This is a genomic window from Novosphingobium sp. 550D (assembly GCF_057401885.1).
Map to the genome: position 1 here is coordinate 2,697,515 of NZ_CM171613.1, position 21,887 is coordinate 2,719,401.

The following is a 21,887-nucleotide window of genomic DNA, read 5'->3' on the forward strand; positions in this document are numbered from 1 at the left end:
AATCTCCAATTGCGCTTCTTATGGCGCGTTAACGGGGCTGCGCTTGGGTCAAGGTGCAGGATACGGTGCCCAGATCGCCGAAACTGGCGTTTACGCTCTGGCCGACGACGGCCTGATGGACGCCGGTGACCGCGCCCGATGAAACCCAGAGGCCGCCCGAAACATCAATTCCGCGCGCCATCAGATTGCCGAGCAGGAACCGCACCGCACCATAGGGGCCGTCGAGCATGGTTGCCGCCGTGGCTTCGCCAACGACTGCGCCGTCGATCTGGGTCGTGATGGAAATGGCGCAAAGGTCAAGGTCCGCCCAGCCTTCAACCTGTGTACCCAACACGAGACCGGCATTGTTACCGTAATCCGATACCGTTACACAGGGGCCATCGGCATTGATGCCGGGATAGGGCGAGCTGGCGATTTCGATTCCGATCCGGATATCATCGATGATGGCTTTGGTTTCGGCATCGTTCGTCGGGACCGGCCCCACAAAGCCGGGGGCGACATGAAGCAACCACTCAGCCTCTCCCGCGACGAAACCTTCGGCAAAGACCGGCATGGCCGCGCCATCTTCGGCCAGAGCATCGGAAAAGATTGGCCCGGCAAGGCGATTGGCCCCCAATTGCGCGTCCAGCGGCGCATTGATGCGGCCAACCTTCCATCCGGCCACTTTGCGCCCGTCAATCGACAGGGCGGTGTCCTGAATGCGATAGGCGTCGGCCAGAGTTGTGGGGGCCGTGCCGGGATAAGCGGCCAACCCGGAACCTGCGCGGCGGGCTTCGACAAAGGCCTTTGCGATGGCCTGTTCTATTTCTTGAGTTTGCATCCTGATCCCACAATCCTTTGGGTGAATTCAATATTGGAAACCGGTGTCATTGACAATCATCATGACGGGCATGCGATGACGCAAACCGGGTCTCAGCCTGTCTCGGTCATAAGGTTACCCCCCGCCGCCAGATCGCGATGGCGCGCTGGCCATGACGTTCGGCGGCCGTCTTTTCGCCACTGGCAATTGCAATGAGGCGCGACAGAAAGGCCGCGTCGCTGGCTTCCTGCCCTTGATCCAATGCCATGGCGGCGTCAAAATCGATCCAGTGGGGTTTGTTGGCGGCCAATTGGTGGTTGGATGCAACCTTGACCGTGGGCACCGGAAACCCCAGCGGGGTGCCGCGCCCGGTCGTGAAAAGAACCATCGTGGCACCCGCCGCCGCCAAAGCGGTCGAGGAAATGGCGTCGTTCCCCGGCGCCTCCAAAAGCGTCAGGCCACCAAGGGGCGACGTCTCTCCATAATTTATCACCGCGCACAGCAAGGCATGGCCCGCCTTCTGCACCGCCCCAAGCGATTTTTCCTCCAGCGTCGTAATCCCGCCGGCCAGATTGCCGGGCGAGGGGTTCTCCGAAACCGGCAGCCCCTGATCGAGGTAATAGCGTTTGAACCGATTGACCAAGGCGGCCGCGGCATCGAAGGTTTGCCGATCACGCGACCGCGACAGCAATGCCTGCTCTGCGCCAAAGATTTCAGGAATTTCGGTCAGGATCGGCGTCCCGCCTGCGCCCGCCAGCGTTTCGGCAAACCGGCCCAGCAAGGGATTGGCCGTCAGGCCGGAAAAGCCATCGGACCCGCCACATTTCAGACCGACGACCAGCGCCGATAGGGGCAATTCCTCGCGATGCGCCATGGCGGCCTGGGCCACCATCGCATCGATCAGCGCGCCAGCCTCGGCCAATTCATCGCCTGCACTTTGCGAAGAGAGCGTGGCGATCTTGCCGCGCGCGCTGTCGGGCACCAGTGCCATCAATTCGTCAATCTGATTCGATTCGCAACCAAGGCCAAGAACAAGCACCCCTGCCGCATTCGGGTTCGCCGCCAATCCGGCCAAAACCGCACGCGTTCCGCCCAGATCATCGCCCAATTGCGAACAGCCATGGGGGTGCGAGAAGGCGTGAATGCCATCGATCTGGCCCGATGCAATCTTGTCGGCATGACGCAGACTGGCTTCGCGCGCGACTTGTTCAGCGGTCAGGCCGACGCATCCGACCGTCGGCAGGATCCAGATTTCGTTGCGTGTCGCCGCACGGCCATCGGCGCGAAGATAACCTCGCCAGGTGGCGTCATGCGCGCGGACCGCCGCCACATCGGCATCATCATCGGGCGCATAGGACAATTCGCCTGCCAGCGCCGTCGCCAGATTATGGGTGTGAACGTGGTCGCCAATGGCGATCGGGGCTGTGGCCTTGCCGATGGGCTGGCCATATTTGACCACCATGTCGCCGATGGCGCGGGTGATCAGCGCCAGCTTGTGCCCTTGTGGTATGGCGGCAAGGGCGGTGAAACTGTGTTTGCCCAGCGCAACTTCTTCTCCCGCCGCAATCGGGCGCAGCGCCACGGCGACGCTGTCATCGGGATGCACGCGGATCAGGGCAGGTTGCAGGCTCATCATTCTCCCCGGGGGTCTGGCATTGCGAATCTCCCCCTTTGGGGTTTCGCCTTTGCGTGGGAATGTCGTTTATGGTAACCGGTGTCAATAAGTCTCCTGCTTGCGCCCATCAACTTGCACGGGCAAGGCAGCAAAACAGCAGACGAGCCAAGAGAGGTGGGAACAACGTGGCCATTCGCGAGCCCAAGCCGACGATCAACGATGTGGCGCGCCTTGCCGGCGTGTCGAAAAAGACCGTCAGCCGTGTGATCAACAACTCTCCCTTGCTCAACGATGCAACGCGCGACAAGGTGACAGCGGTTATCCGCGACCTAGGTTATGTGCCAAATCCGCAGGCCAGAGCCCTGGCATTGCGGCGAAATTTCCTGATTGGCCTGATCCACGACAACCCGAACGCGCAGATGGTCCTGTCGGTGCAGGAAGGTATGCTCGACGCCATGAAGGGCACCGAATTCGCGCTGGTGGTACGGCCTGTGGATCGCAAAAGCCCGCGCCTGTTTGAAGATATTCGCCACTTTATCGAGCAACAGCGTCTCTACGGCATTTATGTCCTGCCCCCGGTTTCGGAAAATGATGAGGTCGCCCGACTCTGCGCCGAATTGGGGTGCCGCTATGTCCGCATGGGGTCGGCGCGGCTGGACGATGAAGAACATCTGGTCGAATCGAACGATCGTGAGGCCGTGCGCGAGGCGGTTGATAAATTGATTCGCGATGGGCACACGCGCATTGGCCATGTCGCAGGCCCCGACGGGTTCCGTTCTGCGCGTGAACGAGAGGCCGGATTGCGCGAGGCCTTGATGGCGCATGGATTGGGCCTGCCGGATGAATGGCGGGCGACAGGCAATTACACGTTCGATTCGGGCTATGTCGCGGCCAAACAGGTTTTGAGCGCCAATCCGCGCCCCAGCGCCATTTTCGCCGCCAATGATGAAATGGCCGCCGCCGTCCTGCATGCCGCCTTGGAGCAGGGGTTGGAAGTGCCCCGCGAGCTGTCCATTTTGGGCTTCGACGATACGCCGATCGGCGCGCATATCTGGCCTCCGCTCAGCACGGTGCGGTGGCCGATCCGGGCGATGGCGCGCTCGGCTGCGTTCAAATTGATCCAGCCGGACAAGGCCGCAGAACACAAATCCTTCTTCCGTTCCGAACTGGTCGAGCGCGCTTCAACCGCCCCGTTCAAAGGCTGATTTCGCATCGCTCGCTTTCGTTCGAGGGTCTGTTTGCGAGTTATTGACACCGGTTACCAAAAGCCGCTACCAAGCGATCAATCACGTGCCACAGGGCACAAAATCTTTGCTGGGAGAGCTACCCATGTTCTGTAAGACCTATCATGCCACACATCCCGATATGATGGAATGTGTTTCGAATGATGAACTGCGTGACCGTTATCTGGTATCAGGCATGTTTGTCGAGGGGCAGGTGAACCTCAACTACTCGCATAACGAACGCTTCGTTATCGGTGGTGCGGTGCCGGGCAAGGACCCGATCAAGCTGCCCGAACAGACCGAACCGGCCTCGGCCGCGGGGCATCCTTTCCTTGAGCGCCGCGAAGCGGGCATCGTCAATATCGGTGGTCCGGGCGCGATCACGGTCGATGGCACGCGCTATGAAATGGGCAACAAGGAATGCCTCTACGTCCCGATGGGCACCGGCGAGGTGATCTTTGAAGGCGAAGGCGCACGTTTCTACATCGCTTCAGTTCCCGCGCATAAGGCATTCCCGATCAAGCATATTACGCTCGATCAGGCCAACCCGCTGGCGCGCGGCGATCTGGCCAATTCGAACCAGCGAACGATCTATCAGCTGGTCATTCCCGGCGTCTGCGAGAGCGCGCAACTCCTGCTCGGCCTGACCGTGCTGGAGGAAGGCAGCGTTTGGAACACCATGCCCCCGCACCTGCATGATCGCCGCAGCGAGATCTATCTGTACTTCGACATGCCGACCGAAGCCGACCGCGTGTTCCACTACATGGGCCAGCCCGAAGACCTGCGCCACATCGTGATCGGCAATGAAGAAGCCGTGATCAGCCCGCCGTGGTCGGTCCACATGGGTTCGGGCACCAAGAAATATGCCTTCATCTGGGCGATGGGCGGGGAAAACCTCGACTATACCGACATGAAGGTTCTCGACATCTGCCAGTTGAAGTGAGGCCCAAATGAGCTTTGACCTGACCGGCCGCGTGGCCGTTGTGACCGGTGCCAATACGGGCATCGGTCAGGGGATTGCCGTGGCCTTGGCGCAGGCCGGGGCCGATGTGGCACTGGTGGGGCGAACACCTGCCGAAGAAACCGCCGCTCTGGTGCGCGAAACCGGGCGCCGGGCCGAGATCATCGGCGCGGATCTTTCCTCCATCGCACCGGTGGGCGATGTGGTGGCGCAGGCTGTCGAAAAGTTGGGCGGCCTGCACATTCTGGTCAACAATGCCGGGATTATTCGCCGCAATGACGCGGTGGATTTTACCGAGGAAGACTGGGATGCGGTGGTCGACACCAATCTCAAATCGGTGTTCTTTCTTTCGCAAGCTGCCGGTCGGCACATGATCGCCAACCATGAGACCACGGGCCAACGCGGCAAGATCATCAACATCGCCTCGATGCTGTCGTTTCAGGGCGGCATCCGCGTGCCGTCTTACACCGCGTCCAAATCGGGCGTGGCGGGGCTGACCAAATTGCTGGCCTGCGAATGGGCGAGCAAGGGCGTCAACGTCAACGCGATCGCGCCGGGCTATATCGCCACCAACAACACGGCCGCGCTTCAGGCCGACGAGGCGCGCAACCGCCAGATCATGGAGCGCATCCCCGAAGGCCGCTGGGGCAGTCCGGCGGATATGGGCGGCGCGGCGGTGTTCCTTTCGAGCAGCGCGGCCGATTATGTTCAGGGCCATGTTCTGGCCGTTGACGGTGGCTGGCTGGCACGATGAGCGGCCATGTCGTTTGTTTCGGCGAGGTGATGCTGCGTTTCGCCACGCCGGCGGGGCGGGTGATTGCTGATGCGCAATCGCTCGACCTGACCATCGGCGGGGCAGAGGCCAATGTCGGCGTGGCGCTGGTGGCGATGGGGCATCAGGCGCGCTTTGTGTCCAAGGTTCCGGCCAATGCGCTGGGCGACAAGGCGCGTGCCGCTTTGGCAGGCGCTGGCGTGGACGTTGCGCATTTCGTGCGCGGAGACGGCCGTATGGGCCTCTATTTCCTTGAGGTTGGCGGTTCGCTGCGGCCCTCGGCCATCACCTATGATCGCGCCGGTTCGGCCTTTGCCACCGCTGTGCCGGAGGAGTTTGACTTTGCCGCCGCGCTCGACGGGGCGGCATTGTTCCACATCTCCGGCATCACGGCGGCGCTTGGTCCGGGCGGGGTCGAACTCGCCCGTGCCGGGATCAAGGCGGCCAAAGCGGCGGGCGTTCCGGTCAGCTTCGACTGTAATTTCCGTGAAAAGCTCTGGGGCGCGTGGGACAGCAATCCGCGTGAGATTCTGCTGGAACTGCTGGCCGAGGCGACGATCATGTTCGGCAATCACCGTGACATGACACTGCTGTTGCAAAAGCCTTTTTCCGGCGATGGGGCAGAACGGCGGCGTGAGGCGGTCGAGGCGGCCTTCGCGACTTTTCCGGGCCTTCAGGTCATGGCCAGCACGGCGCGCCATCCGATTACGCAGACCCACCACCGCCTCTCGGCCCGCGTGGACCTGCGCGAGGACCGGCATCAGACGCCGGAAATCGAGATCACCGATATCGTCGATCGCGTCGGCAGCGGTGATGCCTTTGCCGCGGGTGTGCTGACGGGCTGGCTGGAGGGTGGAGACGCCAAAAAGATGGCGCAGCTTGGCCTTGCCATGAACGCGCTCAAACATTCGCTGCATGGCGACTGGCTGCGGCTGCCGCGCGCGGAAATCGACGGGTTTACAGGCAATTCCGGCGATGTTCGCAGGTAATCTATCGCGTAGAAACCTCTTGGGTGGAGCGGCCACATTGGTCGCTTCACCCGCTTGGGGACTTTCGCGCGAACCCAAGGTCGGCCTTTATTCCGGTTGCCGCGATGGTTCGGTTTTGGCTTTCAAGGGCATTCGTTACGCACGCGCGGCGCGGTTTGCCCGGCCGCAAATGGAGCCATTCGCCACCCAGCCAACCAAGGCCCAAGAATTCGGTCCGATTTGTCCCCAACGCGGTTTGGGTGAGCAACCGCAATCTGAAGATTGCCTGTTCCTAAACATCTGGGCGCCGGAGACCAATCCGAATGCGCGCCGGGCAGTGATGGTTTACTTCCACGGCGGGGCTTATACGACCGGAAGCGTGACCGACCCTCTGACCCATGGCGGTCATTTGGCGCAGCAGGGCGATGTTGTGGTGGTCACAGTCAACCATCGCCTGAACGCGTTGGGATATTTGTGGCTGCAACCGTTGGGCGTGGAATTTGCCGACAGCGGTAATTTGGGTCAATTGGACTTGATTTGTGCGCTGAAATGGATTCGTACAAATATTCATAAGTTTGGCGGCGATTCCTCACGTATCTTTACCTTTGGCCAATCCGGTGGAGGGGCCAAAATCGCGACATTGATGGCCATGCCCGCCGCCAACGGCCTGTTTCATGCCGCCGCCACCATGAGCGGCCAGCAAGTTGTCGCCAGCGGTCCGGCCCATGCATGGGAGCGGACCAAAGCGTTCTTGGACCGTGTTAAGATCGCGCAAGGCGATGTTGAAGCACTGCGACACTTGCCGATAGAGAAATTGGTTGAGGGATTGGTAGCCGCAGACCCGATTATGGGCGGATCGGTCTATTTCGGGCCGGTTTTGGACATGACCAATCTGCCGCGCCATCCTTTCTGGCCTGACGCTGCGCCGCAATCACTGAACATTCCGATGATCCTGGGCAATGTGATGGAGGAAACGCGGGCGTTCCTTGATCCTCGCGGCCCAAAATTGCGCGGCCTGTCTTGGGACAATATCGCAAATCGTGTGGCGGCAGAGGTCAAGATCGATCTGCGGCCCGATCATGTGATCTCGCAATATCGCATGCATCGCCCGGATTGGTCGCCAGAGCAGGTCTATTACGCCGCCACCACCGCCGGGCGCAGTTGGCCCGGTCAGGTGATCGAGGCCGATGCGAGGGCGGCGGCTGATGCCGACAAGACCTGGGTCTATTGCCTGACACGGCGTTCGCCGGTCGATCCGTTGCGCGGCGCGGCGCATACGGATGACATTCCCTATGTCTTTGGCACTTTGGATGCGCCGGGCAGTTTCAGCGGCAGTGATGCCGGAGCGCGGGCGACGCGCGATGCGCTTCAGGCGGCCTTTGTGAAAATGGCCAAGACGGGGCAGGGGAGCTGGACGCCCTATCGCCTGCGGGAACGCGCGACGATGATGATGAATGAAACACCACACGTTGAAAATGATCCGCGCGGGTGGGAGCGGGCCTTGTGGGCAACCGCTCCCTATGTGCAGCCCGGCAGCTAGGGCTTGACCGGATAGGCGATGACGAGCGCCAGCGGTTCCTTGCCAACCTGACGAATGCCGACATTGGCGCCATCATAAAGATAGGCGGTCATTCCGGGCTTTAGCGGGGCTTTCTGACCATCGCTCTCAACTTCGCCTTGGCCCGACAGGACGTAATAGACCTCATCATGGGCAATGATGTGGAGGCCGATAGCGGCCCCAACATCCAAAGTTCGCCGCCGGAATTCCATTCGTCGCGGCTGGGGTGCGGCGTCGCTGATCCGCCACGCTGTTGACATGCCGATGGCGCCGTGCGGCACGGGCTCGCGCCGCATCACGTCGCGCTCATCGATCACCGCCATGGGTGGGGCCGCGGCCAGCAAGAGCGCGGCCAGCATCAGACGCCCCCCTGCCGCATGGCCTTGTCACGGTCGCTCAACTTTTCCTGCGCGCCACCCTTTTGGCCGGGATAGAGGCCGTTCTTGGGGGTCATCGTCGTCAAATCCCATGCAGCCTCGACAAAAGGCGCACGCTTTTCCGTGGCATGGGGATAGCCGCCAACCTGCTTTTCATCATCAATGATATCGCCGCGCCCTTCGGCCACAAAGAACAGCACGCGGATGTCCTGCGGATCCCGATCCCATGGGCGAGCGCCGACGGTGTTGAGAACGCTGGTTTCCACATCACCCGATGGCAAAACGGTATAGCCATCGATCTTGGCCAAAGGCTTGTCCGAAGTAATCAGCTTCGCCTTTGTTTCGCCATAGCGGCCGAACATGGGCAAGGGATTGCCGTGACGATCTACGGCGCGGTTGTCCTTGCCATAGAACGCCAGATCGCCGTCGCCGCCCAGCATCAGGAAGGGCAGGCCCGGATCGGTCTGATTGCCGCCGCGCATGACGTTGCCAACGGCGGTAATCTCGCCGGTCACATAATCATGGCCCGCCCATTCCAGCGCCATCAGGTTGTAATGCACCGCGCGGTGGCCGGGGTTATAGATGATGTTGTTGACCATCGCGACCTGCGCACCGCCCTTTACAAGAGGGGCGCGTTCGACATTATGCGCCCAGACATTGCGATAAAAGGTGATGTTGGTCGTGTTGTCATGGATCAGCGAACCCTTGGAATGCTCGCCCTTGGGGTGGCTGGCAAAGGCGAGGCCTTCCGCATCAAGGTTCTCACGGAAAACCACGTCATGGCTGGTATTTGCACGCCATTCCTGAACCGTTTTGCCGTTAAATCGCGGGCCGCTGGCCGACATATTTTCGTCGATGGCCCACAGGAAGGAGCAATGTTCCACCACCACATTATGCGCAGCCACAGTCGAAAATGCGTCGGGTTCCCAATCGGAAAAATGTGGCTTGCCCATGGCGCCGGTCATAACGCGAAGGTGGCTGATGATGACATCATGGCCGTGCAGATCGATCCCGGTGCGGATCAATGTGACGGGCGAGGGGGCGGTCTGGCCCGCAATGGTCAGGAAAGGTTCCTTGATGACAATTTCGGTGCCGGCCATGTCGATGATGCCGCCAACCTCGAACACGACGATGCGTGGGCCTTTGGCTTCGATGGCCTCTTTAAACGAACCGGGGCCGTCCTTTGCCAGCGTGGTCACGCGGATGATCCGGCCGCCGGCGCCGCCCTTTGTGGGGTCGGTGGGATGGGCAAAATTGGCTGCGACGGGCGCATTGGGCGTCTCGGCATGGGCCATGGTCGCCAACGGCAAAAGCGCAGCGGCAAGCAAGAAACGGGCGCGACGGAATCCGGGGGTGGGCAAAAATGTCACCGGGGCCTCTCCTGTGGGGCATATTGTTGGTGGTTCTTGACAGAGGCCGGGGCCTCGTGCCAAGACTTATGACACCGGTTACCAAATCGGACAAGAGGTTCCCTTCGGCCTTCGTCAAAAACGTTGATCGATAACCACTTGAGAGAATAAATTGGCCCCAGAGGGCAGGGATCTGGATGCAAGAGGCTGCGGAAAAGCGATTCGCTTTTCCCCCTTATGACACCGGTGGCAATCCCTTGGGGCGCTGATGAGGATTGGGGCGGTTTGCCGCCCGCAGGGAGTTTAAGGGGGAGTTATAATGCCTCGTTTCGTCACACGTCTCACAACCCTTCGTCTGGCACTTGCAGCCAGCACCGCGCTCGCCGCTCCGGCAGCCTATGCGCAGAATGCCGCGCCGGCGGCCGATGCGGCGTCACCCGAAGCCATTGTTGTAACGGGCTTCCGTCGCTCGCTCGAAGCGGCGCTGAATCTGAAAAAGAACTCGGTGGCTGCGGTCGATGCCATCGTTGCTGAAGATATCGCCAAGTTTCCTGATCAGAACCTTGCCGAATCGCTTCAGCGTATTCCGGGCATTTCGATCGTGCGCGACGGCGGTGAAGGCCGCTCGATTACGGTTCGCGGCCTGTCATCGCAATTTACCCGCGTCCGGGTGAATGGCCTTGAAACCATCGCCACCTCGACCGACGGGGCCAGCGCCAACCGCGACCGCGCCTTTGACTTCAACGTCTTCGCCTCTGAATTGTTCAGCAGCCTTGTCGTCCACAAGACCGCCGAAGCCAGCCTTGATGAAGGGTCGCTGGGCGCGGTGGTGGATCTTAACACCGGCAATCCCTTGGCGGGCAAGGCCGGCCTGCATGGCGTTTTCTCGGCGGTGGGTCAGTATAATGACCTGTCGAAAAAGGCCGGGCCGCGTCTGGCCGGTATGCTCAGCTGGAAAAATGACGCCAGCACTTTTGGCGTGTCGGTGTCGGCGGCCTATTCCAAGATGACCCAGCTTGAATTGGGCAACAATTCGGTGCGCTGGGTGCAAACCCGCTTTGACTCGGTCAATGGCACGCCCTGTTATTACAGCAGCGCGACCAGCAACACTGGCGTTCAGAACAGCGGCGGCACCTATACCAATGGCCGCGTGGCCGCCTGCGATCAGGCCGCGCTTTCGTTCCACCCGCGCATTCCGCGTTACGGCGAAATCACCCACCGCCGCGAACGCCTGGGCCTGACCGCTTCGGCCCAGTGGGAGCCGAGCGACAAGACCAAGCTCTCGCTTGACGGCCTGTATTCGCGGTTCAAGGAAGATCGTGAGGAAAAGTGGGCCGAAGTGCTGCTTCGCTCCAACGAACGTTCGATTGACGTCGTGAACCCTGTCTATGACAGCAACAACAACATGGTTTCGGCCACGTTGAACGACGCATGGGTCCGCACCGAACATTACCTGCGCAAAAGTTCGACCGAATTCTATCAGATCGGTCTGACGTTGGATCAGGACATTACCGACAAGCTGCGCTTTACGGCCGTGGGCGGCATGTCGCGGTCGAACGCGAATATTCCGGTGGAAACCACGATCCTTTTGGACGACCGCGACGCGGCGGGCTATTCCTTCGATTATTCGAACATGGCCAGCCCCAAGTTGAGCTTTGGCACCAGCGTCACCAATCCGGCCAATTTCCAGCTCTCGGAAATTCGTGACCGTCCCTCGCGCACGTTGAACAAGTTCAAAACGTTCCAGCTGCGCGCCGAATGGGATGTGGCCGACGGGTTCCAGATCAAGGCGGGCGGCATGTGGCGTCGGTTCAATTATGACGTAACGTCATACACCCGCGACACGGCGGTCTGCGGCAATGGCGGAACCAGCCTTGTCACCAGCACGTCGGGCACGATCACTTGTACGCCCAGTTCGACGTTTGGCTCTTCGGCGGTTTATGGTTTCCCGGCGACCGGGCTGACCGATCTGTTCACGCTGGGCAATGCGGGACAGCCGGCGGGCACGACCAATTCGTGGGTCATCGCCAATATCCCGGCGGCGGCTGCCTATACCCAGCTTTACAGCCGCCCCTTGGTTGCTGACGCGGGCAATATTCGCGGCGTTACCGAGGAAACCAAGGGCGGCTATGTCCAGTTTGATGCCAAGGGCAATCTGCTGGGCGTAGAATATGCGTTGAATGCCGGTACGCGCTATGTCCGCACGGATCAGTCATCCTATGGTCTGGTCGGCGGCGTGCAGAACACGGTGAAGCGCAATTACGAAAACTGGCTGCCTTCGATGAATCTGGCGATCTTTGTGACGCCCAAATTCATTGTGCGCGGCGCGGTGGCCGACGTGATGACGCGCCCTTCGCTGGGTTCGCTGACGCCGGGCGGTTCGGCCGACGGGTTCAACTATCGCGTGACGACGGGCAATCCCTATCTGGAGCCCTATCGTGCGCGCAATTATGACCTGTCGTTCGAATGGTATTTTGCGCCCCAGGCTCTGGCCTCGGTTGCGTTGTTCCGCAAGGAAGTGGGCACGTTCACCCAGTCCGGTTCGATCACCGGCCTGACCTATGCCCAGACGGGCGCACCGATCTCCTCGCTGTCGGCATCCTCGCCCGCCGCGCTTTCGATCGGTACGGCCAACAATCAGCTGCTTCAGCCGATCTGGACGCTGTCGACCACCGTTAACGGTTCGGGTGCCTCGCTTCAGGGGATCGAACTGGCGCTGCAATTGCCGTTCCGCACCTTTGTGGATCATGGCTTTTTCAGCAATGTGGGCTGGTTGGCCAACGCGACGTTTATCGACTCCAAGGCGACCTTCAACCTTCAGGGCCCGGCAACGGTTCCAGGCGGCGCGCTCCAGAACGTGACCGTTACCAACACTTTGTCGAACGTTTCCAAGGTCGCTTGGAACAGCACCGTCTATTATGACGATGGCAAGTTCTCGGCCCGCCTCATGCTGTCCTATCGCGGTCGCTTCCACGAAGGCGCTTCGGGCACGGGCAATGTGCTGGAAGGTTACGGCGCAACGACGAACCTGGACGCTTCGATCCGTTACAAGATCACGCCCACGCTCGAAGTCTCGCTCGAAGGCAACAACCTGCTCGACACCTATCGCTATCGCTTCACCGATTGGGACGCGAACCGTAACTATGAAAACAATCACTTTGGGCGCAACATTCTGTTGGGTGCGCGTTTCAAGTATTGATGAATAATGCCGCGCAAGTGCCAGTTTGAACGAGGTTTTCCATGAGATTTGATCGCAGGGGGCTCCTTCTTGCCGGACTGGCAACCGGCGCTGCATCATGGCGGGCGGAGGGAATGATGGCTCCTTCGCCCGCCACCCCAAACACGACGGATGCTTTGCCCGAAGCGGCAGAGGTCATCTCGCTCTGGCCCGGTGGCACCGGGCCGGGCCGGTTAAAACCCATCACACAGGAAATTGTCGAAAGATCAAAAGACCCCGCGACACCAGATCGTGCGATCCACGGCATTTCCCATCCACGCATGGTGGTGTTTCGTCCCAAAAAGCCCAATGGCGCGGCGGTTCTGATTACACCGGGCGGCGGCTATGTCCGCGTCGTGATCGACCGCGAAGGTTATGAAATGGCCCGCTGGCTGGCGGAGCGCGGCTTTACCTGCTTTGTCCTGTTCTATCGCCTGCCGGGTGAAGGCTGGGCGACCGGGCCCGACACATCATTGATCGATGCACAGCGTGCCATCCGACTGATCCGCCATCGGGCCACGGAATATGGGGTTGATCCGGACCGCGTTGCCGCCATGGGATTTTCTGCGGGCGGTCATCTGTGCGCTGATCTGTCGTCGCGCTTTGACGCGCGCGTCTATGACCCCATCGATGCCGCCGATCATCTTCCGGCTCGACCGTACTGTTCCGCGCCCATCTATCCGGTGATCTCGATGACGCCGCCGCTGGCCCACGCCGGGTCGCGTCAGCAAATGCTGGGCGCCCATCCGACGTCGGAACAGGAAACGGCCCATTCGCCCGACAAGTGCATCCCCACCAATCCGCCGCCACATTTCCTGCTTCATGCCGAAGATGATCCGGCGGTGCCGGTCGGCAATACAATTGCCCTGCGTGAAGCGTTGAAGGCGAAGGGGGCGCGGGTGGAATGTCATCTCTTTGAACTGGGCGGCCATGGTTTTGGCCTGCGCAATGCGGCGGGCAAACCGGTGGCGATCTGGCCCCACCTCTGGCTGAACTGGGCGCAAACGACGGGATTGGTGAAACCTGCATGAGCATGGATATAAGTCGCCGCTCGGCTTTGATGGCGGGCGGTCTGGCAACTCTGGCCGCCGCGATTGCCGATGAAACTTTGGCCAGTCCGACCTCGGGCTTCGACAATCAGGCCGTTCCAGACCTTGGCGATGGTACGTTTTTGAACCCCATTCTGTCGGGTGATCGGGCCGATCCAGCTATCCTGCGCGATGGCGCAGACTATTACATGACCTTCTCCAGTTTTGACGCCTATCCGGGGCTGACCATCTGGCACTCGCGCGATTTGGTGAACTGGCAACCGCGAAAGCCTGCGCTGTTCCGCAATATTGGCTCGGTCTGGGCGGTCAGTTTGGTCAAGCATAATGGGAGGTATTTCCTCTATATCCCAGTAAAGGCGGAAAAGAACGATACTTTCGTAATCTGGGCCGATCATATCGATGGGCCGTGGAGCGATCCTGTCCCTCTGGGTCTGCCGCGCCACATCGACCCATGCCATGCGGTGGGCGAGGATGGCTCGCGCTGGCTGTTCCTGTCGGGCGGAGATCGCGTTCGATTATCCGACGATGGTCTTTCATTGGCCGGTACGCCCGAGCATGTTTACGACCCGTGGCGCTATCCCGACACATGGGATGTCGAAGGCTTCAGCCCAGAAGGGCCAAAGATCCTGCGCCATGGTGACTATTACCACATGTTGACGGCGGTGGGCGGGACGGCCGGACCTCCAACGGGCCATATGGTGATCGCGGCGCGTTCCCGCTCTATCCACGGCCCGTGGGAACATCATCCCGGTAATCCCTTGGTCCGCACCATTACCGACAAGGAAGCGTGGTGGTGCAGGGGCCATGCCTCGCTGGTCGATGCGCCCGATGGTTCGTGGTGGGCGGTCTATCATGGCTATCGCGCAAATTTCTGGACACTGGGGCGCCAATGTCTGCTCGATCCGGTGGCATGGGGCCGCGATGGCTGGCCCCGCATGACCGGCGGTGATCTTTCGCGCCCCATCCCGAAACCGCGCGGAGGGCAGGCGCTGCCCCACGGCATGGCGTTGTCCGATGATTTTTCCGGCCCGCTGGCGTTGGGCAGCAAGTGGACCTTTTTCCGTCCATCGCGTGATGAAGCCGCCCGCGTTCGTGTTGCTGATGGCACATTGCATCTGACCGCCAAGGGGAGTGCCCCGGTCGATGGTTCGCCCTTGCTGCTGACGGCGGGCGATACATCCTATAGTTTTGAATGCGATATCGAGATTGATCCGGGCACAACGGCGGGTCTTGTGCTTTTCTATGATGACCGCCTCTATGCCGGGCTGGGCTTCGACAAAGACCGTTTTGTGACCCATCAATATGGCATGGAACGCGCGCGTCCGGCCCATACCTATGGTCAAAACCTGCGGATGCGCATCACCAACCGCCGCCATATCATCGCCATCCATACCAGCCACGACGGAGGCCAGACATGGCACCGATTTGACCGGGGGATGGAGGTGTCAGGCTATCACCACAACGTAAGGGGCGGATTTCTGGCGCTCAAACCGGGCCTCTATGCGGCAGGAAAAGGTGAAGCACGGTTTCGAGGTTTCCGCTTTACTGCATTGAAGGATTGAACTTTCTCTATGCCCCGTCCTTTGGAACTTCACCCTGATCGTTTGTTTCCTTCTGAGCCCGGCACGCGTGCTCTGGCGCGGGAGTTGTATTCCTATGTGAAGGACGCGCCGATTGTGTCCCCGCATGGGCATACGGATCCCAGCTGGTTTGCGCGGAACGAGAGTTTCGGGAACGCGACCGAATTGCTGCTGCGCCCGGACCATTATCTGTTCCGGATGCTCTATTCGCAGGGCGTGGCGCTGGAGGATCTGGGGATTGGTCCGGCCAAGGCGACCTATGATCCGCGCAAGGCGTGGGGCATTCTGGCGGAGAACTGGCATTTGTATCGGGGCACGCCCTCGCGCATGTGGTCGGATTGGGTGTTTTCGGAAGTCTTCGGCATGGGCGAAATGCTCTCGGCCGAAAACGCCGATTTCTATTTCGACACGATCACTGATCAACTGGCGACCGACGCTTTCCGCCCTCGCGCGCTGTTCGATCGCTACAATATCGAGGTGATCGCGACGACGGAAAGCCCGCTCGACAGCCTTGAACACCACGCTGCGATTCAATCCGAAAACGCCGCCGGTGGCTGGCAGGGCAGGGTGGTGACCGCCTATCGCCCCGACCCGGTGGTGGACCCGGAATTCGAAGGTTTCCGCGATAATCTGAAACGTTTCAGCGAAATCACCGGCGAGGATTGCCTGACATGGGCCGGTTATCTGGCCGCCCACCGCCAGCGCCGCGCCTTTTTCGCCGCCCATGGCGCGACCAGCACCGACCACGGCCACCCCACCGCGCAGACCGCCAACCTCTCGACGGTTGAGGCCGAGGCCCTGTTCGACCGCGTGGCCAAGGGTGAATTTACCGCAGCGGACGCCGAATTGTTCCGTGCGCAAATGCTGACCGAAATGGCGGGGATGAGCCTTGAGGACGGGCTGGTCATGCAGATCCACCCCGGATCGTTCCGCAACCATAATGCTGCGCTCTTCGTCGGATTTGGCCGCGACAAGGGCGCCGACATTCCGATGCGCACTGATTATGTCAACGCTTTGAAGCCCTTGCTCGACGCTTTTGGCAATGAACCGTCGCTCTCGATCATCCTGTTTACGCTGGATGAAAGCGTCTATGCCCGCGAACTGGCGCCGCTGGCCGGGCATTATCCGTGCCTGAAGCTGGGCCCGGCATGGTGGTTCCACGACAGCCCCGAAGGGATGCGCCGGTTCCGTCATGCCACGACCGAGACCGCCGGTTTCTACAACACCGTCGGTTTCAACGATGACACGCGCGCGTTCCTGTCGATCCCGGCGCGGCACGATGTGGCGCGGCGCATCGACTGCGGCTTTCTGGCGCAAATGGTGGTCGAACACCGCATGGCCGATTGGGAAGCGGCCGAAGTGGCGCAGGACCTGACCTATAATCTGGTGAAGAAGGCCTATAAGTTGTGAGCCGGATCTCTGCTGTAAATCTGCCCACCAACGCGGCATTGCCCGCCTATGACCGGGCGGAAAAATCCATTGGCATCGTCCATTTTGGCCTCGGCGCCTTCACCCGCGCGCATCAGGCGTGGTACACCGACCGGGCGATGGAATTGCACGGCGGCGACTGGATGATCGCGGGCATTTCCTTGCGCAGCCCCACCGTGGGCGAGCAATTGAACCCGCAGGACGGGCTCTACACTCTGGCCGAGAAATCGGGCGAGGGGACGAAATTGCGCGTGATCGGCAGCGTGGCCGAGGTGATCGTCGCGCCCGAAAATCCGGGGCGCATTGCCCAACTTCTGGCTGCGCCCAGCACCCATATCGTCACTTTCACCGTGACTGAAAAGGGCTATTGCCGTAACGCAGCGGGCGGGCTTGATCTCGATCTGGCGGCGGGCGGGTTCTATCCCTTGCTGGCCGATGCCTTTGCGGCGCGCAAGGCGGCGGGGATCGGCGGATTGACGCTGCTGTCCTGTGACAATCTGGCCGATAACGGGCATCAGTTGCAGCGTCTGATGGGCGAATATCTCTCTGCCCATCACCCTGATCTGGTTGATTGGGTGGCGCAGAATTGCACTTTCCCATGCAGCATGGTTGACCGCATCGTGCCCGCCACCACCGATGCTGACCGTGCCGAGGTCGAGGGCGCGCTGGCGATGCGCGACGAGGGCGTGGTGATGACCGAGCCTTTCAGCCAATGGGTGATCGAGGACAGGTTCGCCGGCCCGCGCCCCGCGTGGGATGCCGTCGGCGCGCAGATCGTGGCGGACGTGGCGCCCTATGAAACGGCGAAATTGCGCATGCTCAACGGCGCGCATTCGGCGCTGGCCTATTGCGGACTGGCCGCAGGGCACACCTATGTCCATCAGGCCGTGGCGGATCCGGCCCTGCGCGCGATGGCCTTGCAACTGATGCTCGATGAAGCCGCCCCGACCATCCCGGCCCCGGCGGACATGGACCTGTCGGCCTATGCCAAGGCCCTGATCGAGCGTTTCGACAATCCCGCGCTCAACCACCGCTTGATCCAGATCGCGATGGACGGCTCGCAAAAGATCCCCCAGCGCTGGCTCGCCACCCTTGCCGCCAATCAGGCAGAGGGGCGTTCATGCCCCGCCATCCTCTCGGCCATCGCCGCCTGGATCAAACACCTGCGCGGCCATAACGGACCCGTCGATGACCCAAGGGCAGGGGCTCTGGCTGAGGCGGTGCAAGGTGAGGGAGTGGTGGATAGATTATTCGGCCCCCGTGGTTTGATCTCCAGCGATTGGGCGCCCTCTGTTGAAGATCAGAACAGGATTATGTCGCACCATCCGATTGGCGCTGGATCAGTTTGAAATCCTGCCATTCATGGGCCGGGGCCACCTTGCTGCGGACCATGCGGACCAGCATATCCACTGCCGATCGCGCCATATCGCTGATTGGTTGGTGGATAGTGGTCAATTCGGGCCAAATGGTTGTTGCCAAAGGTGTATCGTCGAAACCGCAGATCGACAGATCGCCCGGCACGTCCAACCGGCGTGCATGGGCGATCGCCACGGCGGCCGCGGCCATATCGTCATTGCTGGCGAAAAGGGCGCTGGGCGGAGGAGCGGCCGAAAGGATTTTCTCAGCCGCCTCCAGACCCGAACGATAGGTAAAGAGGCCTTGGGCAATCAGCGCGGGATCGGCCAGTAATCCGGCTTCTTCCAATGCCGAGAGATAGCCCAGATAACGGCGCTCGCTTGCGCTTTGATCCGGGTTGCCTTTGATAAAGCCTATCCGTTTGTGACCAAGGGCGATCAAATGTTGCGTCATGGCCCGTGCGGCGGCGAAATCGTCGATGCAAACCGATGCGACGCCATCCTTGGGCATGCCCGGAGCAACGGCTACAACGGGAATGCCTTCGTCGGCCAGGGCGGCAAGCATCGCTTCAGATTCGCAAAGAGGGGGCGGCAGGATGATCCCGCTGATCCGTCCTCGCCGTAAATGGGAAATCATGTCTGGGACGCTGATGACCTCACCAAATTTTTCAACCATCAATTGGACGTTGAGGCTGCTGGCACGGTCAAGGCTGCCCATCAGAAATTCTGAGAGATATGCCGAGGAAGGGTTTGAAAATACGAGGGCAATTTTCGTATCTTCACCCCCGGCCAATTGCCGCGCCGCGGGCGAAGGTGCGTAATTGAGCGCGGCAATCGAGGCGTTGACCCTATCACGTGTCTGGTCACGAACCGAGGCTTCGCCATTGATGACGCGGGAAACCGTCATGGGCGAAACGCCAGCGTGTCGGGCCACATCGGCGATGGTGGGTACATTACGCTGGCTGCGGGAACGTGTCATGATGGTCCGGTCTGAAAGAAGCTCTATTTCCTCGCTTGGTACCGCATATCCTTGCCGCGCCGCAACCATGCCGAGCCAGCAATTGCCACCACGGTGATGCCAAGGAACAATCCAAAAATCTGCGGGTTGAACCAGACCAGCGCCACCAATGCGAAGGCGGCGGCGATCAAGGCGAAAGCAGGCAGGAATGGATAGAGCGGCGCACGAAAAGGGCGTGGCATTTCAGGCGCCTCTTTGCGTAAGCGGAACAGGGCCGCCATGCTCAACACATACATGGTCAAGGCGCCAAATGCGGCCATAATCACGATACTGGCCGTCAAGGATTGACCCGCTATGGAAATCAGGTTGTCGCTGTAAATCGCGGCAATGCCGATGACGCCGCCCGCCAGAATGGCCCAATGGGGTGTGGCAAATCGAGGGTGAAGGCGGGCGAGCACGGCGGGCAAATAACCTTCACGCGCCAGAGCAAAGATCTGGCGTGAATAACCCATGATAATGCCATGAAATGACGCGATAAGCCCGAACAAGCCAAGCCACACCAGCATATGCAGCCAATCGCTCGATGTTCCCACCACGCGGATCATCGCTTGCGGCAAGGGATCGTTGAGATTGGCCAGTTTTGTCCAATCCCCCGATCCGCCGGCAAAGACCATCACGCCAAATGCCAGCAAGGTCAGTGTAACCACCCCAGCCAGATAGGCGATAGGGATGGCGCGATGAGGATCACGCGCTTCCTCGGCCGCCATGGCGACGCCTTCGATGGCCAGAAAAAACCAGATGGCAAAGGGCGTCGCGGCAACAATGCCCGTCAAGGCGCCGGTGTGAAAATGGCTTTGTCCGGCCCAGCCCATCGCGGCAAAATGGCCCCAGTCAAAGGCGGGCGCGACCACCCCCATGAACACGAGCAATTCCGCCACCGCCAGCAAGGTGATCACCAATTCAAACATCGCGGCAATGTGTACGCCGATAATGTTGAGTGCCATGAACAGAACGTAAGCCCCTGTAGCAGCAAGCTTTGGTGACAGGGCGGGAAATTGCACGTTGAGATAGGCGCCGATGGCCAGAGCAATGGCAGGCGGGGCAAAAATGAACTCAATCAACGTTGCCATGCCCACCGCCGCGCCCAAAGTCGGGCCAAATGCCCGGCGGCTATAGGCAAATGGCCCGCCCGCGTGGGGGATCGCCGTGGTCAATTCGGTAAAGCTGAAGATGAAGGCAATATACATCGCCGCCACCGCCACCGTCGTGACCAAAAATCCCAGCGTCCCGGCCTGTGCCCAGCCATAGCTCCAGCCGAAATATTCGCCGGAAATGACCAGCCCGACCGCAATGCCCCAGAGTTGAAACGCGCCCAATCGTTTTTGTAAAGTCACCTTGCCATGGCTCTGGGTCACGCCTCACTCCCCCGTTTCAGCACAGGGGCAAGGTAACATCACGCTTCAGCTTTGACTTGAACGATCATCCGGGGCTTGTTGAAAACGCATACGCTTTTTGGCGCAAAACACCCGTTATCCACCCCTCGCTGCCTTTGCCTTTTCGCCCAACGCCTGAGCCTCGGCGCGGGTGACGATATTGTCGTGATTGCCGTCGGCCATATCAAAACCCATCGTCGGGCCGTTGATGAATTCATCACGGCTGATCTTGCCATCTTTGTTGGCGTCAAACTGCTGTTGCATGGCCTTCATGCGCGGCTCAAACCGGCTGGAAAGCAGGCGCGGCACGTCATCCATCGAGATGTACCCGTCGCCATTTCGGTCAAATCGCGCAAATTGCTGTCCGCGATGGGCGAGAAATTCCGCCCGCGTCACTTGTCCGTTGCCATCGGCATCGGCCTGCAACAGGCGCTGGGCCATATCGGCGCGGTCCATGCCTTGTTGCGCCACCGCCGGAACGGCCAATGCGCCCATCCCAAGCGCCAGCCATGGATAAATTGCCTTCATTCTATCAACTCCATCGAAATCGAGGGGGCCGGGACGCGGATTCGCCCCGGCCGCAAAGGGTCAACGACAGGACATGCTCTGTCCAGCGGCATTGGTGCAGGTTCCCGAATGCACCGGCTTACCGGTATTGGGATCGATGGAGGTGCTGCCATTGTATGAATTGCCGGTGTTGGCATTGGTCGCGCTGGTCGTGCGGCTGCCCGACCAAGTGCCGTCGGTGCCGCGGGCAAAGCCGCCTTGGGATTGCACGGACCCGTTCGCCCCGGTTGCCGCCGCGTTGCCCGAACGGGCGAAGGAACCGTCGGCTCCCACCGTCGTGCTGCTCTGCCTTGTCCCGCGTGCGCCGTTGACGCTGGCAAAGCCGCCTGCACGGTTTAGTGTGGTGGAGCCATCGGCATTGATGGTGGTCGAATGGCCTCTGGCCGCGATACCACGCGGGCCGGCGGCGACGGTGCCCCCGCGCCCGCCTTGGCGAAAATGGGCAAAGCCGCGCGCTTCGGCCTGATGTCCCAACGTCAATCCGGTAATACCCAGCATCAGAATGGTCGTGATCTTCTTCATCGCCTTGCTCCTCAAATCAAAGACGGCGTTGGCCTGAAACGAGCAATGCCAAACTCCTGCATCAAACCTGTGTCGCGCCAGAGTGGCTGTGTCGCAAACCATGACGGGGCGGCGCGAATGTCACGCTTTGTCACACCCCTGCCTCTGGCCGCGGCA

General features: G+C 60.6%; 18 protein-coding genes. 10 read left to right on the forward strand and 8 right to left on the reverse strand.

Features of this window, described 5'->3' with window-relative positions; translation table 11 throughout:
- Positions 1–28: 28 nt before the first annotated feature.
- Both AC2S2E_RS12770 and AC2S2E_RS12775 read right to left on the reverse strand, forming a co-directional pair.
- Positions 29–820, reverse strand: coding sequence for a 2-keto-4-pentenoate hydratase (locus tag AC2S2E_RS12770; protein WP_486522588.1), 792 nt, complete (start codon positions 818–820; stop codon positions 29–31).
- Positions 821–926: 106 nt separating this feature from the next.
- The gene (locus tag AC2S2E_RS12775) at positions 927–2,435 is read right to left on the reverse strand and encodes a UxaA family hydrolase (RefSeq protein WP_486522589.1); all 1,509 of its coding nucleotides are present in this window, start codon (positions 2,433–2,435) and stop codon (positions 927–929) included.
- A gap of 164 nt (positions 2,436–2,599) precedes the next feature.
- Here AC2S2E_RS12775 and AC2S2E_RS12780 point away from each other — a divergent pair, with 164 nt between their 5' ends.
- From AC2S2E_RS12780 to AC2S2E_RS12800, 5 genes are all read left to right on the forward strand, one after another.
- Positions 2,600–3,619: a LacI family DNA-binding transcriptional regulator gene (locus tag AC2S2E_RS12780; RefSeq protein WP_476107848.1), complete on the forward strand. Its 1,020-nt coding sequence runs from the start codon at positions 2,600–2,602 to the stop codon at positions 3,617–3,619.
- Between the two features lie 124 nt (positions 3,620–3,743).
- Positions 3,744–4,580 (forward strand): 5-dehydro-4-deoxy-D-glucuronate isomerase, encoded by an 837-nt coding sequence (kduI, locus tag AC2S2E_RS12785; RefSeq protein WP_486522590.1) that lies wholly within the window; start codon positions 3,744–3,746, stop codon positions 4,578–4,580.
- Between the two features lie 7 nt (positions 4,581–4,587).
- Entirely contained in the window at positions 4,588–5,352 is a 765-nt protein-coding gene (gene kduD, locus AC2S2E_RS12790) for a 2-dehydro-3-deoxy-D-gluconate 5-dehydrogenase KduD (RefSeq protein WP_486522591.1), read from the forward strand.
- Entirely contained in the window at positions 5,349–6,359 is a 1,011-nt protein-coding gene (locus tag AC2S2E_RS12795) for a sugar kinase (protein WP_476107845.1), read from the forward strand. Before kduD ends, AC2S2E_RS12795 begins: the two co-directional genes overlap by 4 nt.
- Positions 6,346–7,878 carry a carboxylesterase/lipase family protein gene (locus tag AC2S2E_RS12800; protein WP_486522592.1) on the forward strand — a complete coding sequence of 511 codons (1,533 nt, stop codon included), beginning with the start codon at positions 6,346–6,348 and terminating at the stop codon, positions 7,876–7,878. Before AC2S2E_RS12795 ends, AC2S2E_RS12800 begins: the two co-directional genes overlap by 14 nt.
- Here AC2S2E_RS12800 and AC2S2E_RS12805 read toward each other — a convergent pair.
- Both AC2S2E_RS12805 and AC2S2E_RS12810 read right to left on the reverse strand, forming a co-directional pair.
- A complete protein-coding gene (locus tag AC2S2E_RS12805) occupies positions 7,875–8,255 on the reverse strand; it encodes a cupin domain-containing protein (protein WP_486522593.1) in 381 nt (126 codons plus the stop codon). The genes AC2S2E_RS12800 and AC2S2E_RS12805 overlap by 4 nt on opposite strands.
- On the reverse strand, positions 8,255–9,568 hold the full coding sequence (locus tag AC2S2E_RS12810; protein ID WP_486524597.1) for a pectate lyase family protein: 1,314 nt from the start codon (positions 9,566–9,568) through the stop codon (positions 8,255–8,257). Before AC2S2E_RS12810 ends, AC2S2E_RS12805 begins: the two co-directional genes overlap by 1 nt.
- Before the next feature lie 373 nt (positions 9,569–9,941).
- Between AC2S2E_RS12810 and AC2S2E_RS12815 the strand changes: the two genes are divergently transcribed.
- Genes AC2S2E_RS12815 through AC2S2E_RS12835 form a run of 5 tightly spaced genes read left to right on the forward strand, consistent with a single transcriptional unit; the run spans position 9,942 to position 18,245 of the window.
- Complete coding sequence (locus AC2S2E_RS12815) at positions 9,942–12,821, forward strand: TonB-dependent receptor (RefSeq protein WP_486522594.1); 2,880 nt, start codon at positions 9,942–9,944, stop codon at positions 12,819–12,821.
- Positions 12,822–12,862: 41 nt separating this feature from the next.
- Positions 12,863–13,870: an alpha/beta hydrolase gene (locus AC2S2E_RS12820; protein ID WP_486522595.1), complete on the forward strand. Its 1,008-nt coding sequence runs from the start codon at positions 12,863–12,865 to the stop codon at positions 13,868–13,870.
- 2 nt (positions 13,871–13,872) lie between these two features.
- Entirely contained in the window at positions 13,873–15,450 is a 1,578-nt protein-coding gene (locus tag AC2S2E_RS12825) for a family 43 glycosylhydrolase (protein WP_486524599.1), read from the forward strand.
- A 9-nt stretch (positions 15,451–15,459) separates the two neighbouring features.
- The gene (uxaC, locus tag AC2S2E_RS12830) at positions 15,460–16,878 is read left to right on the forward strand and encodes a glucuronate isomerase (RefSeq protein WP_486522596.1); all 1,419 of its coding nucleotides are present in this window, start codon (positions 15,460–15,462) and stop codon (positions 16,876–16,878) included.
- On the forward strand, positions 16,875–18,245 hold the full coding sequence (locus AC2S2E_RS12835; RefSeq protein ID WP_486522597.1) for a mannitol dehydrogenase family protein: 1,371 nt from the start codon (positions 16,875–16,877) through the stop codon (positions 18,243–18,245). Before uxaC ends, AC2S2E_RS12835 begins: the two co-directional genes overlap by 4 nt.
- On the opposite strand, the gene AC2S2E_RS12840 is transcribed toward AC2S2E_RS12835, so the two are convergent.
- The 4 genes from AC2S2E_RS12840 to AC2S2E_RS12855 all read right to left on the reverse strand — a co-directional run bounded on the left by AC2S2E_RS12840 (position 18,208) and on the right by AC2S2E_RS12855 (position 21,731).
- On the reverse strand, positions 18,208–19,230 hold the full coding sequence (locus tag AC2S2E_RS12840) for a LacI family DNA-binding transcriptional regulator (RefSeq protein WP_486522598.1): 1,023 nt from the start codon (positions 19,228–19,230) through the stop codon (positions 18,208–18,210). The genes AC2S2E_RS12835 and AC2S2E_RS12840 overlap by 38 nt on opposite strands.
- Before the next feature lie 23 nt (positions 19,231–19,253).
- Complete coding sequence (eat, locus tag AC2S2E_RS12845; protein ID WP_486522599.1) at positions 19,254–20,624, reverse strand: ethanolamine permease; 1,371 nt, start codon at positions 20,622–20,624, stop codon at positions 19,254–19,256.
- A gap of 114 nt (positions 20,625–20,738) precedes the next feature.
- Positions 20,739–21,170, reverse strand: coding sequence for an EF-hand domain-containing protein (locus tag AC2S2E_RS12850; protein WP_486522600.1), 432 nt, complete (start codon positions 21,168–21,170; stop codon positions 20,739–20,741).
- Positions 21,171–21,230: 60 nt separating this feature from the next.
- Entirely contained in the window at positions 21,231–21,731 is a 501-nt protein-coding gene (locus tag AC2S2E_RS12855) for a hypothetical protein (RefSeq protein WP_486522601.1), read from the reverse strand.
- Between the last annotated feature and the right edge of the window lie 156 nt (positions 21,732–21,887).

What these genes read in the sequence shown, in the direction of transcription:
- kduD (WP_486522591.1), top strand. Translation starts at nt 4,588, where the DNA reads ATGAGCTTTGACCTGACCGGCCGCGTGGCCGTTGTGACCGGTGCCAAT.
- AC2S2E_RS12775 (WP_486522589.1), bottom strand. Translation starts at nt 2,435, where the DNA reads ATGATGAGCCTGCAACCTGCCCTGATCCGCGTGCATCCCGATGACAGC.
- AC2S2E_RS12820 (WP_486522595.1), top strand. Translation starts at nt 12,863, where the DNA reads ATGAGATTTGATCGCAGGGGGCTCCTTCTTGCCGGACTGGCAACCGGC.
- AC2S2E_RS12795 (WP_476107845.1), top strand. Translation starts at nt 5,349, where the DNA reads ATGAGCGGCCATGTCGTTTGTTTCGGCGAGGTGATGCTGCGTTTCGCC.
- AC2S2E_RS12815 (WP_486522594.1), top strand. Translation starts at nt 9,942, where the DNA reads ATGCCTCGTTTCGTCACACGTCTCACAACCCTTCGTCTGGCACTTGCA.
- AC2S2E_RS12770 (WP_486522588.1), bottom strand. Translation starts at nt 820, where the DNA reads ATGCAAACTCAAGAAATAGAACAGGCCATCGCAAAGGCCTTTGTCGAA.
- uxaC (WP_486522596.1), top strand. Translation starts at nt 15,460, where the DNA reads ATGCCCCGTCCTTTGGAACTTCACCCTGATCGTTTGTTTCCTTCTGAG.
- kduI (WP_486522590.1), top strand. Translation starts at nt 3,744, where the DNA reads ATGTTCTGTAAGACCTATCATGCCACACATCCCGATATGATGGAATGT.
- AC2S2E_RS12855 (WP_486522601.1), bottom strand. Translation starts at nt 21,731, where the DNA reads ATGAAGAAGATCACGACCATTCTGATGCTGGGTATTACCGGATTGACG.
- AC2S2E_RS12850 (WP_486522600.1), bottom strand. Translation starts at nt 21,170, where the DNA reads ATGAAGGCAATTTATCCATGGCTGGCGCTTGGGATGGGCGCATTGGCC.
- AC2S2E_RS12825 (WP_486524599.1), top strand. Translation starts at nt 13,873, where the DNA reads ATGGATATAAGTCGCCGCTCGGCTTTGATGGCGGGCGGTCTGGCAACT.
- AC2S2E_RS12810 (WP_486524597.1), bottom strand. Translation starts at nt 9,568, where the DNA reads ATGGCCCATGCCGAGACGCCCAATGCGCCCGTCGCAGCCAATTTTGCC.
- AC2S2E_RS12805 (WP_486522593.1), bottom strand. Translation starts at nt 8,255, where the DNA reads ATGCTGGCCGCGCTCTTGCTGGCCGCGGCCCCACCCATGGCGGTGATC.
- AC2S2E_RS12800 (WP_486522592.1), top strand. Translation starts at nt 6,346, where the DNA reads ATGTTCGCAGGTAATCTATCGCGTAGAAACCTCTTGGGTGGAGCGGCC.
- AC2S2E_RS12840 (WP_486522598.1), bottom strand. Translation starts at nt 19,230, where the DNA reads ATGACACGTTCCCGCAGCCAGCGTAATGTACCCACCATCGCCGATGTG.